At 65.7% G+C, this 15,696-nt stretch carries 19 protein-coding genes; 8 read left to right on the top strand and 11 right to left on the bottom strand.

Annotated elements, in window-relative coordinates:
* Both GPA25_RS01190 and GPA25_RS01185 read right to left on the bottom strand, forming a co-directional pair.
* Positions 1–467: type IV pilus assembly protein FimV (locus GPA25_RS01190; protein ID WP_211162877.1), on the bottom strand; the 467-nt coding region annotated here is incomplete at its 3' end.
* 31 nt (positions 468–498) lie between these two features.
* A complete protein-coding gene (locus GPA25_RS01185) occupies positions 499–717 on the bottom strand; it encodes a hypothetical protein (RefSeq protein ID WP_169258503.1) in 219 nt (72 codons plus the stop codon).
* 31 nt (positions 718–748) lie between these two features.
* Between GPA25_RS01185 and GPA25_RS01180 the strand changes: the two genes are divergently transcribed.
* The 5 genes from GPA25_RS01180 to nifW all read left to right on the top strand — a co-directional run bounded on the left by GPA25_RS01180 (position 749) and on the right by nifW (position 5,391).
* Positions 749–1,303 carry a DUF2889 domain-containing protein gene (locus GPA25_RS01180; RefSeq protein WP_169258502.1) on the top strand — a complete coding sequence of 185 codons (555 nt, stop codon included), beginning with the start codon at positions 749–751 and terminating at the stop codon, positions 1,301–1,303.
* 270 nt (positions 1,304–1,573) lie between these two features.
* Positions 1,574–2,734 carry an ADP-forming succinate--CoA ligase subunit beta gene (gene sucC, locus GPA25_RS01175; protein WP_169258501.1) on the top strand — a complete coding sequence of 387 codons (1,161 nt, stop codon included), beginning with the start codon at positions 1,574–1,576 and terminating at the stop codon, positions 2,732–2,734.
* An 11-nt stretch (positions 2,735–2,745) separates the two neighbouring features.
* Entirely contained in the window at positions 2,746–3,639 is an 894-nt protein-coding gene (gene sucD, locus GPA25_RS01170; protein ID WP_169258500.1) for a succinate--CoA ligase subunit alpha, read from the top strand.
* A gap of 292 nt (positions 3,640–3,931) precedes the next feature.
* A complete protein-coding gene (gene nifV / locus GPA25_RS01165; RefSeq protein WP_169258499.1) occupies positions 3,932–5,068 on the top strand; it encodes a homocitrate synthase in 1,137 nt (378 codons plus the stop codon).
* Entirely contained in the window at positions 5,065–5,391 is a 327-nt protein-coding gene (gene nifW / locus GPA25_RS01160; RefSeq protein WP_169258498.1) for a nitrogenase-stabilizing/protective protein NifW, read from the top strand. The genes nifV and nifW overlap by 4 nt, the downstream gene beginning before the upstream one ends.
* A 29-nt stretch (positions 5,392–5,420) precedes the next feature.
* On the opposite strand, the gene GPA25_RS01155 is transcribed toward nifW, so the two are convergent.
* The 9 genes from GPA25_RS01155 to GPA25_RS01115 form a co-directional block, all read right to left on the bottom strand.
* Positions 5,421–7,043 (bottom strand): methyl-accepting chemotaxis protein, encoded by a 1,623-nt coding sequence (locus tag GPA25_RS01155; protein ID WP_169258497.1) that lies wholly within the window; start codon positions 7,041–7,043, stop codon positions 5,421–5,423.
* A 292-nt stretch (positions 7,044–7,335) separates the two neighbouring features.
* Positions 7,336–7,611 carry an RnfH family protein gene (locus tag GPA25_RS01150; protein WP_169258496.1) on the bottom strand — a complete coding sequence of 92 codons (276 nt, stop codon included), beginning with the start codon at positions 7,609–7,611 and terminating at the stop codon, positions 7,336–7,338.
* A gap of 17 nt (positions 7,612–7,628) precedes the next feature.
* A complete protein-coding gene (locus tag GPA25_RS01145) occupies positions 7,629–8,312 on the bottom strand; it encodes an electron transport complex subunit E (RefSeq protein WP_169258495.1) in 684 nt (227 codons plus the stop codon).
* Positions 8,309–8,956 carry an electron transport complex subunit RsxG gene (gene rsxG / locus GPA25_RS01140; protein ID WP_246265160.1) on the bottom strand — a complete coding sequence of 216 codons (648 nt, stop codon included), beginning with the start codon at positions 8,954–8,956 and terminating at the stop codon, positions 8,309–8,311. Before rsxG ends, GPA25_RS01145 begins: the two co-directional genes overlap by 4 nt.
* Positions 8,953–10,095: an RnfABCDGE type electron transport complex subunit D gene (locus GPA25_RS01135; RefSeq protein ID WP_169258494.1), complete on the bottom strand. Its 1,143-nt coding sequence runs from the start codon at positions 10,093–10,095 to the stop codon at positions 8,953–8,955. Before GPA25_RS01135 ends, rsxG begins: the two co-directional genes overlap by 4 nt.
* Positions 10,092–11,663 carry an electron transport complex subunit RsxC gene (gene rsxC, locus GPA25_RS01130; RefSeq protein ID WP_343034785.1) on the bottom strand — a complete coding sequence of 524 codons (1,572 nt, stop codon included), beginning with the start codon at positions 11,661–11,663 and terminating at the stop codon, positions 10,092–10,094. Before rsxC ends, GPA25_RS01135 begins: the two co-directional genes overlap by 4 nt.
* Entirely contained in the window at positions 11,639–12,166 is a 528-nt protein-coding gene (locus tag GPA25_RS01125; protein WP_169258493.1) for an RnfABCDGE type electron transport complex subunit B, read from the bottom strand. The genes rsxC and GPA25_RS01125 overlap by 25 nt, the downstream gene beginning before the upstream one ends.
* A gap of 10 nt (positions 12,167–12,176) precedes the next feature.
* Positions 12,177–12,764 carry an electron transport complex subunit RsxA gene (gene rsxA, locus GPA25_RS01120; RefSeq protein WP_169258492.1) on the bottom strand — a complete coding sequence of 196 codons (588 nt, stop codon included), beginning with the start codon at positions 12,762–12,764 and terminating at the stop codon, positions 12,177–12,179.
* A gap of 266 nt (positions 12,765–13,030) precedes the next feature.
* Positions 13,031–13,693: a dioxygenase family protein gene (locus tag GPA25_RS01115; RefSeq protein WP_169258491.1), complete on the bottom strand. Its 663-nt coding sequence runs from the start codon at positions 13,691–13,693 to the stop codon at positions 13,031–13,033.
* Between the two features lie 298 nt (positions 13,694–13,991).
* On the opposite strand from GPA25_RS01115, the gene GPA25_RS01110 reads away from it, so the two are divergent.
* From GPA25_RS01110 to GPA25_RS01100, 3 genes are read left to right on the top strand one after another with little or no spacing between them, the layout of a single operon-like run.
* The gene (locus tag GPA25_RS01110) at positions 13,992–14,189 is read left to right on the top strand and encodes a 4Fe-4S dicluster domain-containing protein (protein ID WP_169258490.1); all 198 of its coding nucleotides are present in this window, start codon (positions 13,992–13,994) and stop codon (positions 14,187–14,189) included.
* Positions 14,190–14,246: 57 nt separating this feature from the next.
* Positions 14,247–15,254 (top strand): hypothetical protein, encoded by a 1,008-nt coding sequence (locus tag GPA25_RS01105; protein ID WP_169258489.1) that lies wholly within the window; start codon positions 14,247–14,249, stop codon positions 15,252–15,254.
* Between the two features lie 13 nt (positions 15,255–15,267).
* On the top strand, positions 15,268–15,693 hold the full coding sequence (locus tag GPA25_RS01100; protein WP_169258488.1) for a SoxR reducing system RseC family protein: 426 nt from the start codon (positions 15,268–15,270) through the stop codon (positions 15,691–15,693).
* Positions 15,694–15,696 lie beyond the last annotated feature (3 nt).

Raw genomic sequence — 15,696 nt, 5'->3', positions numbered from 1 at the left:
TTCGGTGGCTGGACGATGTCGTCCTCGGACCTGGCCTTCCCGTTTGCCGCCGGGGCTGTTTGCGTCGCGACCTCGCTCGGGAACGATAGCAGCAGGGTGTACTCGCGCCGCAGACGGCTTTCACAAATGTCTTCAATGCCCAGCTTGAGTACCGGTTCGAAGCTCGGAGCGGGGTGCGAAACCACGACCCGCGCGTTGGTGCCGCGCCCGATGATGCTGATGCGAGCGCCGCGCACCCAGGGCATGCTGTCGCGGGGGTGGTCCGAAACCAGGCGCAGACAGTCGCCGGCACGGGCGAGGTCACCCCCGAGCAGGGGGATTTCGATGCGGAGCGGTTCGCCGATGGGCGATAGAACGGTTGGCTCCCCCAAAACTGCCGCACTCGCCCTGGCAGGGGAGAGTATCAACATCGCCGTGAGGATGAATGATGCGGAGTGGGCAGTGGTCAGGCGCAGCTGTTTCGTCATTGTCCGCTCTTGTACTGGCGGGATACAGGCTTCAATTGGTATCTTGTATCAAATCATTGCCGCGCATTGTAACGAATTTGCATGATGGCTGCGTGATGAGCCATGAAGACAAAGGATTTTGACGCATTTCGCGGCCTTGCATGAGGAATTCGTTCGAGCGGTGCGCCACCGCAGCGTGGCCATGCAGAACAGACGATACCGTCGATGCCCGTGGCGTGCGCCGGCCGAGCCCGTCGATTCGCGGTAACATGCGCTGATCTCCATACGTTGCCGTACGTCACATGCCGCTTTCTCCACCCAAATGTGCGCGCCAAAAGGCGCATATTCGCCAGGTCACCGTCGAAGGCTACCGCCGTGACGATGGCATGCTGGAGCTGGAGGCTTGTCTGCGTGACACCAAGGCGCAGGATTACCGGTTGGCGTCCGGGGTCCGCCGGGCGGGCGATCCGGTGCATGAGATGCGCGTGCGCGTCACCGTCGATGCGGAGTTCAATATCGTCGAGGCCGAGGCGTGTTCGGACTGGGTGCCGTACGTGGGGGGGTGCGACACCATCGGGCCGGCCTATCTCCGGTTGGTCGGGCTGAATCTGGTGCGCGGTTTCCGGCGCACCGTCGGCGAGATGTTCGCCGATGTGCGCGGGTGTTCACACCTGACCGAACTCCTGCTGAGCCTGCCTACGGCAGCGATTCAGACAGCTGCGACTTTCCGGCGTGACAACGAGGAGAGTGCCGAGAAGCCCTTTCAGCTCGACAAGTGTCACGCGCTCGAGAGTTCGAGCGAGACGGTGCGGCGCTATTACCCGCAGTGGTACCGCAAGCCGCCACCCGAGGCATGATGCGGTGCACCGTGGCGGGTGTCCGGCACTGGCGGGCTTGTGGCACGGGCGATTCTGCGTTGCGCAATTCCGGTTATAATCCCGCGATCTTGCGGCCATCGCGCCCGATTCGGGGGCGGGTCATGAGGTCGGGCTGGTCAGCGCATGACCGGTCGGCAGCGGTATGCGTCGGACGAGGGAGACGGCGTATATCGTGGAGCGAAGCTCCGAAGCGTCCCATCAACCTGTCCGCGGCGACTTGAGCGTCGCGACTTCGATCGAAGGGCAACCATGAAGATTCATGAGTATCAGGCAAAAGAACTACTAAGGAAGTATGGCGTCGTGACGCCGCGCGGTTTTCACACCGTGTCGGTGGATGGTGCTGTCAAGGCCGCTGAAGAGCTGGGCGGCAAGGTCTGGGTCGTGAAGGCGCAGATCCACGCCGGTGGCCGCGGCAAGGGCGGTGGCGTCAAGCTCGCGCGCTCGCTCGACGAAGTCCGTCAGCACGCCAACGACATCCTCGGCATGCAGCTGATTACGCACCAGACCGGGCCCGAAGGCCAGAAGGTGCGCAACCTGCTGATCGAGGAAGGCGCCGATATCAAGAAGGAATACTACGTTGCCGCGCTGACCGACCGCGCCACGCAGAAGGTCGCGATGATGGCCTCCTCCGAAGGCGGCATGGACATCGAGGAAGTTGCGCACAGCACGCCCGAGAAGATCCTGAAGGAATTCGTTGATCCGCTGGTCGGCCTGACCGACGCGCAGGCGGAGAAACTGGCGCGCGGCATCGGCGTGCCGGAAGCCTCGGTCGCGAAGGCGGTGGATGCGCTCAAGCGTTTGTACACCTGCTACATGGAAACCGATGCCTCGCTGGCGGAAATCAACCCGCTGATCCTCGAAGGCAACGGCAACATCAAGGCGCTCGACGCCAAGTTCAACTTCGATTCGAACGCGCTCTACCGTCATCCGGAGATCGTCGATTTCCGTGACTTCGACGAAGAGGACGCGGACGAGATCGAAGCCTCGAAGTTCGACCTCGCCTACATCTCGCTCGACGGCAACATCGGCTGCCTGGTGAACGGTGCCGGTCTGGCGATGGCCACGATGGACACGATCAAGCTGTTCGGCGCCGAGCCGGCCAACTTCCTCGACGTCGGTGGCGGCGCGACGACCGAGAAGGTTACCGAAGCCTTCAAGATCATGCTCAAGAACCCCAAGGTCAAGGGCATCCTGGTCAATATCTTCGGCGGCATCATGAAGTGCGACACCATCGCCACCGGCGTGGTTGCCGCAGCCAAGGAAGTTCATCTCTCCGTCCCGCTCGTGGTGCGCATGAAAGGCACCAACGAGGACCTCGGCAAGAAGATCCTTGCCGAATCGGGCCTGCCGATCATTACCGCAGACACCATGGCGGAAGCCGCGACCAAGATCGTCGCAGCGGTCAAGTAAGGAGAGTCTGAATGTCCATCCTGATCAACAAAGACACCAAGGTCATCACCCAGGGTATCACTGGCAAGACCGGCCAGTTCCACACCGAAAAGTGCCAGGAATACGCGAACGGCAAGAACTGCTTCGTCGCCGGTGTGAATCCGAAGAAAGCGGGCGAGAAGATTTTCGACATCCCCATCTACGCTTCGGTGAAGGAAGCTGCCGCTGAAACCGGCGCGACCGTGTCCGTGATCTACGTGCCGCCGGCGGGTGCTGCCGACGCGATCTGGGAAGCCTGCGAGGCCAACCTGGATCTGGCGATCTGCATCACCGAAGGCATCCCGGTCCGCGACATGCTGGTGGTGCGCAACAAGATGAAAGAGAAGGTTGCCAAGGGCGGCAAGGAAACCCTGCTGCTGGGACCGAACTGCCCGGGCCTGATCACGCCGGACGAGATCAAGATCGGCATCATGCCGGGTCACATCCACCGCAAGGGCCGCATCGGCGTGGTGTCGCGTTCCGGCACCCTGACCTATGAAGCCGTGGCGCAGCTGACCGAAATCGGTCTGGGCCAGTCGTCGGCGGTCGGTATCGGCGGCGACCCGATCAACGGCCTGAAGCACATCGACGTGATGCGCATGTTCAACGACGATCCGGACACCGACGCGGTGATCATGATCGGCGAGATCGGCGGTCCGGACGAGGCCGAAGCCGCGCAGTGGTGCAAGGCCAACATGAAGAAGCCGATCGTCGGCTTCATCGCCGGTGTGACCGCGCCGGCCGGCAAGCGCATGGGCCACGCCGGTGCGCTGATTTCCGGTGGTGCCGACACCGCTGACGCCAAGCTCGCCATCATGGAAGAGTGCGGCTTCACGGTGACGCGCAACCCGTCGGAAATGGCCAAGCTGCTGAAGGCCATGCTGTAACAGCTTCCTGATCTGTTGCGGAGAAAGCGCCGGCTGGTCCGGCGCTTTTTTTTCGACCTGCGTTTGACGGCTTTGCGTGCTTGTCGGCTTTCGACCAATTGTCGGCGTCGGCAAGCGCCCGTTTGTCGCCTTCGTGACCATGGTGGCGGCGACAGGGTGACGTCGGCCGGTTGTGCGGCGGGATTGGGGCAGTTCGGTGTCCGTTTGCAGGTGTTTCGGGGCTCCGGCAGGCGTTCCGACGGGGTGGCACTGTCCTTGCAATGTGATGGTGTCCCTGCCCTGTGGAACGATCATGCTGACAATCAACGACACTACGCTGCGCGACGGCGAACAGACGGCCGGCGTCGCCTTCACGGCAGACGAGAAGCTGGCGATTGCGCAGGCGCTGGCTGGTGCCGGGGTGCGCGAGATGGAGATCGGCGTACCGGCGATGGGCGCGGCCGAGCGTGAGGTGATTCGCGCGATCGTCGCGTTGCGCCTGCCGGCGCGCCTGATGGTGTGGTGCCGGCTGTGTGTGGCCGATCTCGAGGCCGCGGCGGGCTGTGGCGCCGACATCATCCATCTTGCGGTGCCGGTGTCGGATCAGCAGATTCGTCACAAGCTCGGGCGGGACCGCGACTGGGCGCTGGCGCGTCTGCGCGACACGGTGATGCTCGCGCAAGCGCGCGGTCTGGTCGTTTCGGTGGGCGGCGAGGACGCTTCGCGCGCCGATCCCGATTTCCTGTGCCGTGTGCTGGAAACCGCGCAGTCGGCGGGGGCGGTGCGCTTCCGCTATGCCGATACGCTGGGTGTGCTGGATCCGTTTTCGACCTATCAGGCGATTGCGCGCCTACGCGCGGCGAGTGATCTGGATATCGAGATGCACGCCCATGATGACCTCGGGCTGGCGACCGCCAATACGCTGGCGGCGGTGAAGGCCGGGGCGACGCATATCAGCACGACCGTCAACGGCCTCGGCGAGCGCGCCGGCAATGCCGCGCTGGAAGAGGCGGTGATGGCGCTGCGCCATCTGCACGGGATCGACATGGGGATCGACACGCGGCAGCTGCCCCTGATCTCGGAACTGGTGGCGGAAGCGTCGGGGCGGCCCGTCGCGGCCAACAAGCCGATCGTTGGCGGGTGGGTGTTTACCCACGAGGCGGGTATCCATGTCGACGGCCTGGTCAAGGATGCGGGCAATTATCAGAGCTTCGATCCGGCCGAACTGGGGCGCAGCCATCGTCTCGTGCTGGGCAAGCATTCCGGAGCCGCGGCGGTGGTCAATGCCTGCCGTGAGCTCGGGCTGACAGTGGATGCCGCGACCGCCCAGCAGATTCTGGAGCGTGTGCGCGAGCATGCGATGCGGACCAAGAAAAATCCCGATCTGCGCGACGTGATGCGTTTCCATCGCGAAAGTCGTGCGGCCATTCCTGAAGGAGTCCTGATATGAGCGCGCTGGTGGAGGACATGAAACGCCTGGAAAGTGCCGAGGATTTTCTCGACTATTTTGCGATTCCCTACGATGCGGCGGTGGTGCATGTGAGCCGCCTGCACATTCTGAAGCGCTTTTATCAGTACCTGGCAACGCGCGGTGGGGTCGAAGGACTGCCGCCGGCCTCTGCCCATGCCGCGTGCCGCGACATGCTGGCGACGGCGTATGGCGATTTCATTGCGTCGAACGGGATCGAGCAGAAGGTGTTCAAGGTGTTTCAGACGGCACGCGGGGAGCATCGCGTGGCCGTGGGGGGGCTGCGGCGCGTGGTCTCCGCCTGAACGGCGCGCGCCCGTGGGGCGCACGCCGTTCAGGTACGGAATCGATGCATTTCCGCCTGCAGCGTCTTGGCCAGATCGGCCATGCGCGCCGCGGCTTCCGACGCCGCCTGCAGCGAAGCGCGGCTCTCCTCGGCCAAAGCCGCGATGGATTCGACTTTTCCGGCCATGAAGGTGCTGGTCTGGTGTTGTTCTTCGGTCGCGTCGCTGATGGCGGTGACACCACTGGCGGCGTCTTCGGCGGCGCGGCGCGCTTCGTCGAGGATGCTCGCCACGGCCTCCATCGATGCGCGGCTGGACTGCAGCACCCGCAGGCCGCGATCGATCGCGTGCTGAACCGTTGCGGAGTCGGTTTCGAGGCCGGTCGTGATCTGGTCGATTTCGGCAGCAGAGTTTGCGGACTTCTCGGCCAGTTTCCTGACCTCGTCGGCCACCACGGCGAAGCCTCGCCCGGCCTCGCCGGCGCGTGCGGCCTCGATGGCGGCGTTGAGCGCGAGAAGATTGGTCTGGTTGGCGATGTCCTTCACTTCCTGCGTGATGTTCGATATCGACCGGGTGCGGGCGAGGAATTCGCGCACCTGTTCGGTGATCTGGCCAACCGCCGATTCGACCTCGCGGATGCGCGTGTCCAGTTCGTGCAGGCGCTCGTTGCCCTGCCCGGTCGTGTTGCGGCTGCGATCGGACAGGGCTCGCACGTCCTCGCTGGTCTTCGCGACGCTCGCGATGCTGGCGACCATCTGTTCGACCGCCGAGGCGACCGAGGCGGTTTCCTGACTCTGTCGCACCGAGTCGTCGCGCAGTCTGGCGGAATCGCGTGCCAGGACTTCGGCCTGTTCGACGACCTCCGCGGCCGAGTGACCGACAGACCCGATCAGCGGCTGCAGTTTGTCCATCATGCGGTTGAACGCCGTTGCCGCCTGACCGCATTCGTCGTCGCTGCCGGCATGCAGTCGCCGGGTCAGGTCGCCTTCGCCCTGGGCGATGTCCTGCAGGCCGCGCGTCATGTCCCGCAGCGGACGCGTCACCGACACGCGAACGTATGCCGTCACCGCCGCAACCAGGAGAATGGTCAGCGCCGCGGCCGCCAGCACTACGCCAACCGTTGACTTGCGCGCCTGTTCATTGGCGCTCGCGAGGCTGATTTCCATGCTGACCGCGCCAAGGACCTGGCCGACGTCGGCTGCGTGGCATTCCAGACAGTCCTTGCCGAGATAGTTCTTGACCGCCAGCGACGGAATCACGGTGCGCATGAACTCCTCCCCGTTGCGTTGAACGAGATGGGAGACGGTTTTTCCGGACGTCATTGCTTCGCTTTCGAGCGCGTCCATCTTCTCCGCATCGGGGTCGTCGCTTTCGCCCATTTCGTCGCTGACCAGTTCGCCGCGGATGACACGAAGACGCTTGACGCCCAGCGATTCCTCGATCTGCGCGTAGAAGATCTTGCGCTTCTCGATGGTCTTGGTTTCCTTCATGAACATGAGCTGCGCCATGGCCAGCTGGTTCACGGTCTCGGCCATGTCATGCGAGAGTTTCGTGGCGACGGCCCGTTGCTCGTGGGCGACCCAGAACAACAATCCTGTCCAGGCGACAAGCTGCATGGCGAGAACGACAATCACGAGTCGCGTGCCGATGCCGAGATCATTGAATTTTTTCATGTCGGGCTACCGTTCGAGAATGGACGGGGCGACCCCGAGGAGAGTCGTCGCATTCTAGCCGCTTGGCCGCTGTCCTGCGTGTCAGCAACAGGTGTTACCGGGTAATGTCGGCAACATGAGCAGCGTTTCCTCGGGACCCGCGACTGCACTTTGCGTGAGCCTGCCCGATGGCGCATCGCGTGGCGCGTGTCGATATGTCGATTGTCGTATCGCGAAATCTGCTTTGGTTGCGGTGCACTGTGCGCCGCTTCATGGTGCGGTCTGTCGCGCCGGCGGAGGCGTCCGCGACAGATTATTCGTCATCGTCCGCGACATCCCGCCGCGGCACGGTTTGCGGGTCGCAGGTGATCGGGCGGTAGATCTCGATGCGGTCGCCGGCGCGCAGGGGGCTGTCGAGCTTGACGACCTTGCTGAAGATGCCGACTTTCTGCGTCGCCAGGTCGATGTGCGGAAACTGTCGGAGAATGCCGGAGTGTTCGATGGCGTCGCGGACGGTGGCGTCGTCCGGTACGTCGATGTTGAGCCAGACCTGCTGGGCGGGTTCGGAGTAGGCGATGCCGACTTGCATGGGGGCGCTCCTTCGAATCAGGCCGATGCGTGATCGGGCAGGGTGCAGCCGGATGCGGCGCTGCGGGCGGCGCGTTGCTGTTTCAGTTCCCAAGCGCGCTTGCCGGCGAGCAGGAAGCCGAGCACGGCGAAGCCGCCGGGCGGCAGGATCATCAGCAGGGCGCCGTCCCAGGCGGGAATCTTCATTTCGAGGAAGGCGAAGCTGGTGCCGAGGAGCGCGCTGGCCTGGCTGAACACGGTGCCGCTGCCGAGGATCTCGCGGATCAGTCCGATCACGGTCAGCGCGAAGGTGAAGCCGAGGCCCATGGCCAGGCCGTCGACGGCGGATGCGGCGACGGTGTTCTTGACGGCGAAGGCTTCGGCGCGGCCGAGGATGGCGCAGTTCACGACGATCAGGGCGATGAACAGGCCGAGCACTTTGTACAGTTCGTGCAGCCAGGCGTTGAGCACGAGGTCGACGATGGTGACAAGGGTCGCGATGAGCACGACGAACACCGGAATGCGCACCTGCGAGCTGACGGTGTGGCGGATCGAGGCGACGAGCAGGTTGGAAACGACCAGCACTGCGGTGGTGGCGAGCCCCAGGCCGAGGCCGTTGGTGCCCGAGGTGGTGACGGCCATGGCGGGGCACATGGCGAGGAGTTGGGCGAAGACGATGTTGTTGTCCCACAAGCCGTCGCGCATCAGTTTTCCGGCGCTCATTGCGGGTCTCCGAGGATTGCGTTGCGATGGGTGGCGAAGTAATCCAGTCCGCCCTTGACGGCCTTGACCACGGCTCGCGGGGTGATGGTGGCGCCCGCGAAGCTGTCGTAGATGCCGCCGTCCTTCCTGACAGCCCATTTGTCGGCCGCCGGCTCGCCCAGCGACTTGCCGTTGAAACCGGTGATCCAGGGATGGCGGGTGATCTCGATCTTGTCGCCCAGCCCCGGCGTTTCGCTGTGCTTGAGGACGCGCACGCCGAGGACCTTGCCGTCGGTGTCGACGGCCATCAGCAGGCGGATCTCGCCGGCATAGCCGCGCTCGGAGACGTTGAAGACCGCGCCGGTGATCGCGCCGGCCTTTTTCGCGAGGTGGATCTTGCGCGTGCTGCCCGCTTGCGGGCCGGGCAGCTCGAGCGTGTCCTGCAGCAGATCGTTGTCGGCGATGCCACTTGGCAGCACCTGCGCGAGGGTCATCTGCATGTCGTGCGCTTCGGCGGCGGCGATCGGTTCGCGCGTGGCGTTGTTGGCAAGGGTCAGCGCGGCGCCGGCGGCGAGGGCGACGGTGCCGAGCAGTAGCGGCTGGTAGGGGAGCTTCTCGCGGACGGATTCGAGCGTGAATCGGCGCTGAATTTCGGCGGTCATCATGCGCCCCCGGTGTTGTCGATCAGTTTCGGTTCGAGCGCCTGACCGTTCGTCTGGCGACCAAGGATGCGCGGCTTGCAGTAGCGGTCGATCACTGGTGTCATCGCGTTCATCAGCAGTACCGCGAAGGCCATGCCTTCCGGGTAGCCACCCCAGCTGCGGATGATCCAGGTGATGAGGCCGGTGCCGAAACCGAAGATCAGTTGCCCGCGGCCGGTGTTGGGGGACGTGACGTAATCGGTGGCGATGAAGAAGGCGCCGAGGATCGCCGCGCCCGACAGCAGGTGCTGGGGTGCCGACAGGTAGCGTTCCGGATCAGCAGCGTGGGCGATGAGCGCGGGCAGGGCAATGCCGGCGAGCACGGCGGCGGGAATGTGCCAGCGGATTACGCCGGTGGCGAGCAGGTACAGACCGCCCACCAGCAGTAACAGGGCGCCGGTTTCGCCGAGGCTGCCGCTGCGCAGACCGGCCCAGTCGAAGAGCGCGGCGGGCCCGGCGGCGAGCGCGTGCGTGAGCTCGACGCCGCGCGACAGTTCGGTCTTGGTGTGGCCCAGCAGCGAAGCGGAGGCGATGGCATCGGGTAGCTCGGGGCCCTGCAGGGTGATGCGCAGGCTGTCGATGAAGCCGGGGGCTTCGGTGGAAAACAGCGGCTGCGGCACGACCCACTGGGTCATGACGACCGGGAAGGAGACGAGCAGTGCGACGCGTGCGACCATCGCCGGATTGAACAGGTTCTGGCCGAGTCCGCCGAATACCTGCTTGCCGATGACGATGGCGATGAAGCCGCCGAGGACTGCGATCCAGCCGGGCGCCCACGGCGGCAGCGACAGGGCGAGCAGCCAGCCGGTGAGGACGGCGGAGCCGTCGCCAAGACTGCTTTTGTGGCCCATTTGCCGCTGGCAGATGCGTTCGGCGAGGAGGCAACCGCCGATGGTCAGGACGAAGAGGTTGATCGCGGGCCAGCCGAACAGCCACAGGCCGAACAGGGTGGCGGGGGTGAGCGCCAGCATCACGCGCTGCATGACGCGCGCGACGGAGCCGCCGCCGTGGGCGTGAGGCGAGGCGGTGACGGCGACGAGGGTGGCGGCAGGAGCGAGGGGGGCGAGTTCGGCGTCGCCGTCGGGAAGGGGGTTCAGGTTCATGCCGGCGCTCCTTCGCTGTTTGCTTGTTCGGGGGCGGCTGAAGCGGCGTCCCGGGCTTTCTGTGCCTTGCGTTCGGCTGCGCGCCGCGCCGCGGCTTCGGCCTTTTCGCGCGCTTCGCGTTCGAGACGTTCGGTGCGTGCCTGTGCGAGCTTGCGCGTGGCCTCGTTGCGCTGCCTGATGCGTGCCTGCGCGGCGAGTTCGCCCTTGGCGTGGTTGAAGGCTTGTACCAGCGGAATGTGCGACGGGCAGACGTAAGCGCAGCAGCCGCAGCCGATGCAGTCGTGGAGGCCCAGTCCGACGGCGCCGTCGAGCGCGCCGGCGGCGATACGGGCGTTCATTTCGAGCGGCAGCAGGCCCACCGGGCAGGCTTTCGTGCAGCTGCCGCAGCGGATGCACGGGCCCGGTTCGCCCTGGGCCACTTCTTCGGCGGACAGGGCGAGGATGCCGCTGCAGCCCTTGACGACCGGCACCAGCGGCGAGGGGAGCACCTGGCCCATCATCGGGCCGCCCATCACCAGCCGCGCGGGGGTGTTGCGCATGCCCCCGGAGAAGGCGATCAGGTCATCGACTACCGTGCCGATCAGGACTTCGTAGTTGCCCGGCTGGCGCAGCGCGGCGCCGTTGAGGGTCATGACGCGCGACACCAGGGGGCGGCCGAGGTCGATGGCCTGGTGGATGGCGTGGGCGGTGCCGACGTTATGCACGAGCACGCCGACATCGGCTGCGCGTGCCTCGGCGGGCACTTCGATGCCGGTGAGTTCGATGATCAGCTGGCGGTCCGATCCCATCGGATAGCGCGCGGGAACCACGCAGATGCTGACGTCGGCGACGCCGGCCGCCGCAGCGCGCATTGCGACGATAGCTTCGGGCTTGTTGTCTTCGATGCCGATGCGGACTTCGCGCGCGCCGGTGGCGTGGCGCATCAGCACGGCTCCGCGGATGACGCCGTCGGCGCGCTCGCGCATCAGGCGATCGTCGCACGATAGATACGGCTCGCATTCGCTGCCATTCAGGATCAGGGTCTTGATGCCGGAACGGCGACCGAGTCCGAGCTTGACCGAGGCGGGAAAGGTGGCGCCGCCCAGGCCGACGATTCCGGCGTCGGCGACTTGCCGCGCAAGCACTTCCGGTGCGGCGGCAAGGGGATCGACGATGGCCTCGAGCGGCAGCCAGCGATCTTCCATGTCGCTGCGCAGGGTGATCGCCATGATTTCCAGACCGGACGGGTGCGGCGCGGTGATCGGCCCGATGGCAATGATCTCGCCGGAGGTCGAGGCGTGCACCGGCGCCGAAATGGTGCCTTTGGCGACGGCCAGGCACTCACCCTTGAGGACCTTCTGTCCGACATGCACGATCGGCTCGGCTGCCGCGCCGACGTGCTGCGAGAAGGGGATATAGAGCAGCGGCGGCACCGGGAGCGTCCGGATCGGCGCCTCCGATGCGGGACGCTTGTGTTCGTCGGGGTGTACCCCCCAGGGCTCGCCGCGGCCGAGTTGGCGAAAGATCTTGTCGAAGATTCCCATGATGTCGGAGTCCGTGGCGGTTACGCGCTGGTCGGGTTCGGCCACACCCAGTTCTGCAGCGTGACCGGGACTGGCTTCAGGCCGATGGCGCCGGTCGGGCAGCGCTCGATGCAGCTGGCGCAGCCGTTGCAGGCTTCGCGCAGCACGTTGTGGATTTGCTTGGCGCCGCCGAGGATCGCGTCCGAGGGGCAGGACTTGATGCAGCGGCAGCAGCCGATGCAGATCTCTTCGGCGACCATCGCCAGTTGTGGTCCGGCGTCGGCGACTGTGGACAGGTCGAGCGACAGACCAAGCCTGGCCGCGACGGCCTGCGCCAGCGCCTTGCCGCCGGGCGGGCAGCAGGTGGGCTGGGCGTTGCCGTTAACGATCGCTGCGGCGGCGCCGGCACAGCCGGGAAAACCGCATTGGCCGCAGTTGGAGCCGGGCATCAGGCTTTCGACTTCGGCCACCACCGGGTTGCCTTCGACGCGGAAATGGCGGCTGGCGAGCCCGAGCAGAGTGCCAAGCACGACACCCAGGGTAGTGAGACTGATGACGGCGATCAGCATGTTGCGCTCCTCAGGAAATCAGGCCGGAGAAGCCCATGAAGGCGAGGCTCAACAGGCTGATGGTGATGAAGGCGGACGGTGCGCCAGTGAAGGCGGCGGGAACCCGCGCCAGCGCGAGGCGTTCGCGCAGTCCGGCGAAGATCAGCATTACCAGCGTGAAGCCGAGCGCGGAGCCGAAGCCGTAGAGCACGCTTTTCATGAAGCCGGCGTTTTGCTGGACATTGAGCAGCGCGACGCCGAGCACCGCGCAGTTGGTGGTGATCAGCGGCAGGTAAATGCCGAGGCTCTGGTAGAGGCCGGGGCTGGTCTTCCTGATGACCATCTCGACGAACTGGACCGCCGCAGCGATGACCAGGATGAAGGTGAGGATGCGCAGGAAGCCGAGGCCGAACCGGGCCAGCAGCCAGTGATCGAGCATCCAGCACAGCGCGGAGGCGAGCGTGATGACGAAGGTGGTGGCGAGGCCCATGCCGAGCGCGGCGTCCATGTTTTTCGACACGCCCAGTGCCGGGCACAGGCCGAGGAACTTCACCAGCACGACGTTGTTGACGAGGGCGGTGGAGAGCAGCAACAGGAGGATTTCCGTGGTGGCGGTCATGGTTGTCGGTTCGTCGCTTGCGCAGTCACGGCGGCAGCCGGGATGGACTGCATTTCGCATGGACCGTGCCATGCGCTGCACCAATCGCGAAAACCCTTATGGTTGCTGGCATTGCGACGCATTGCGGGGTGCCGTCGGTGCGCGCGCGCGTTGCTTCGCGGCGGCACAAGACCGACAAAGCGCGACGCGCCTGTCGCAAAAACGACAGGCGGCGGAGGCGCGGGAATGGCGTGCTTGGGAAGGTCTCGAGCGGGCGCTACGGTGGCTCAGCGCGCCGCGAGCACCAGATCGAAACGGGCCGAGAGGGTGCCGCCCGGCCTGGATTGGTCTTCAGGGACCAGATCGACCGTCAGCGCTTCGCGTTCCGGTGGGGCGAAGCCGTTGCCTTCGCGGTTGTTGCCGCGGAAATACATCTGCGTAACGAACTCGGCGCGGCCGGGCTGGGCGACGCGGAAGTGGATGTGCGGCGGACGGCTGCCGTATTTGCCGGGCATGATGGTGAGGAAGATGTAACGGCCGTCGGCATCGGTCATCGTGCGGCCGTAGCCCTGGAAGCCGGCGTCGCGCGTGCGCGGATCGACGCCGGGGTGGCGATAGCGGCCGCCCGAGTCGGCCTGCCAGATTTCGACCGCTGCGTCGGCGACCGGGTGGCCGTTGGTGTCGCGTACCACGCCGCCGAGCTGCAGATGTTGCCCTTCGGCGCGGGTGGTGGCGGTGTTCAGGCGCGTCAGGTCGGCATCGATGTCGCCGCCCCAGTCGGGCGGATAGAAGGGGCCGAGATCGTCTTCGGGGGTCGTGCGCAGTGGCGTGACGCTGCGGCCCGGTGCCTGGGCGAGCAGGCCGCCGGCGAGTGGCAGCAGTGACATGCCCGAGAGCCAGTGCATCAGGCGGCGGCGCATCGATCCGTGGCTCGGCGGGGTATGTTCCATGCTGTTCTCCTGTTGTCGCATGTCCTTTCGATAGCGGCGGGGCGAGCTGGTTCCGGGATGGATGACTGTAAGGCCTGTCGCAGATGCGACATTGACGGCATTCCACCCTGGTGTTGGCGCTCAGCGCATTTCTGACGTGTTTTCAGGCGTTTGCGGCGGGTTGAGGGTTTTGGCACCGTCCTTGCATTGAGGGTCTTGTCCCCCCGGTTGGTCGGGTGCGGGTGTCGCGCTGGGCGCACACCGCATCGTGACTGAGCGGGGCCGTCACGCGTTTCCCCTCATTGCGAAGGAGCTCACCATGGCCATGAAGATTATTGCCGACGAATGCACCGCTTGCGGCGACTGCAAGCCGGCTTGTCCGAGCAAGTCGATCACCGAGAAAAGCGGCATTTTCCGCATCAACGCGGATACCTGTACCGAGTGCGAAGGCGATGCCGACTCGCCCCAGTGCGTGGCCGTGTGCCCCGGCGGGGACAACTGCATCGTCTACCTCTGATTCCCTCGCCACTGTGGCCGGATGCAGTGCGTCCGGCCTTTCCGGAAGCCTGCCTGCATGAACGCACCCACCGCCTGGAGCGAGCGTTGTCGCCTGCTCGCCGAGCCCATCGTGGAAGCCTGTACCGTGACGCCGGTCGCCGCCGGGCCGGCCGTGCTGGCGCGCGAGATATCGAAATACCTGCCCGACTGGTCGTTCCGCGAAGTCTTGTGTCGCGGCGGCTGGTACCGCCTGGGCGGCGTGCTCGGCGGCGACGGCTCGCGCATTTCGGACAATCTGGAACAGTGGGCGTCCGATGCGCTGGATGAACGCCACGGCGACATGGCGCTGTTGCTCGAGGACCATGCCGGCTCGGCGCTGCGTGCCACGCGTCTGACCGGGCGCACGCACTACTTTGCAGCGGCGACAGGCAGTGGCGGCAGCACGGATTTCCTGCAGCTGGAAGTCGAGGAGTTGCAGGAGACCTGGGCGCAGCGACTGTTCGCGCAGGGCGCGACGCCCGGCACGCTTGACGAGCTGGTCGATGCGCGCTGCAACGATTGTGCAGGTTGCGGCGAAGCGGATACGCGCCGCTGCGGCACGCCGATCGAAGCGGCGCATTACCAGTTCCGGCGCCTCACGCACATCGGCGATCTGCTCGCAAGCATGCGCACACAGTCGCTCGACGCCCAGCCGATCCATCGTTTCGTCGCCGATTGGGATGCGTCCAGCGCCGGGCCGGCGACGGCCTTCAGCAACCACTGGGCGGTCGCGCTGCGCGAACATCTCGACCGTTATCGGCAAACGATCGTGCGTGCCACGCCGGTTGCCGCGGTGACCGGCGAAGCGCCGCGCTTCGGCGCCCGCGAAGGCACCAGCGGTCTGTCGCTGCACGCCGCGTTGCTCGCCTTCGACCGGGCCGTCGGTTATCCGATGGCGTGGTATTTCAGCCTGCTGACCGGCAAGGCGGTCGCGCACTGGGTGGCGGTGGCCGTGGCCTCGGACGCTGCCGCCGGGTTTTCCTACCTGCCCGACCGTGACCTCATGGTGGTCAGGCAATGGCTGCACCGGCCCTACGCCTTCTGACTGGAGCGTTGCGATGTCCGATTCCGTCACTCACGCTGCTATCGTGCGGTCGATTGCCGATGGCGAGGCGCTCGTCGCCGTTCCCGTCCAGGGCTGCGCGAGCTGCGGGCACCGCAAGGCTTGCGGTGTCGGCAAGCTTGCGGGAGGCGGCCGGACCACGCTGCTGCGGGTGGCGGCGTGCGACGGATTGAAGGCCGGCGACAGCGTGACGCTCAGTGCCGAACAAGGCGCCATCAACCGCGCGGCTTTGCTCGGGTATTTGTTGCCCGCGCTGTTGATCGCGATCGGCGCGGTGGTCGGTGACCGCGTAGGGCGCAGCGATGTGGCGGCGGCGCTCGGTGCCTGTCTCGGACTCGTTTTCGCGCTGATCCTGACGCGCGCCATACCGTTCTTTTTCAGCGCTGCCGCGGCGCCTCTTTCACTGCAGCCGCGCCGCTGAGGC

The organism is Aromatoleum diolicum (assembly GCF_012910955.1).
Classification (GTDB): Bacteria; Pseudomonadota; Gammaproteobacteria; order Burkholderiales; family Rhodocyclaceae; genus Aromatoleum; species Aromatoleum diolicum.
The sequence above is the reverse complement of the archived record's forward strand: the minus strand, read 5'-3'. Positions and strand labels throughout refer to the sequence as shown.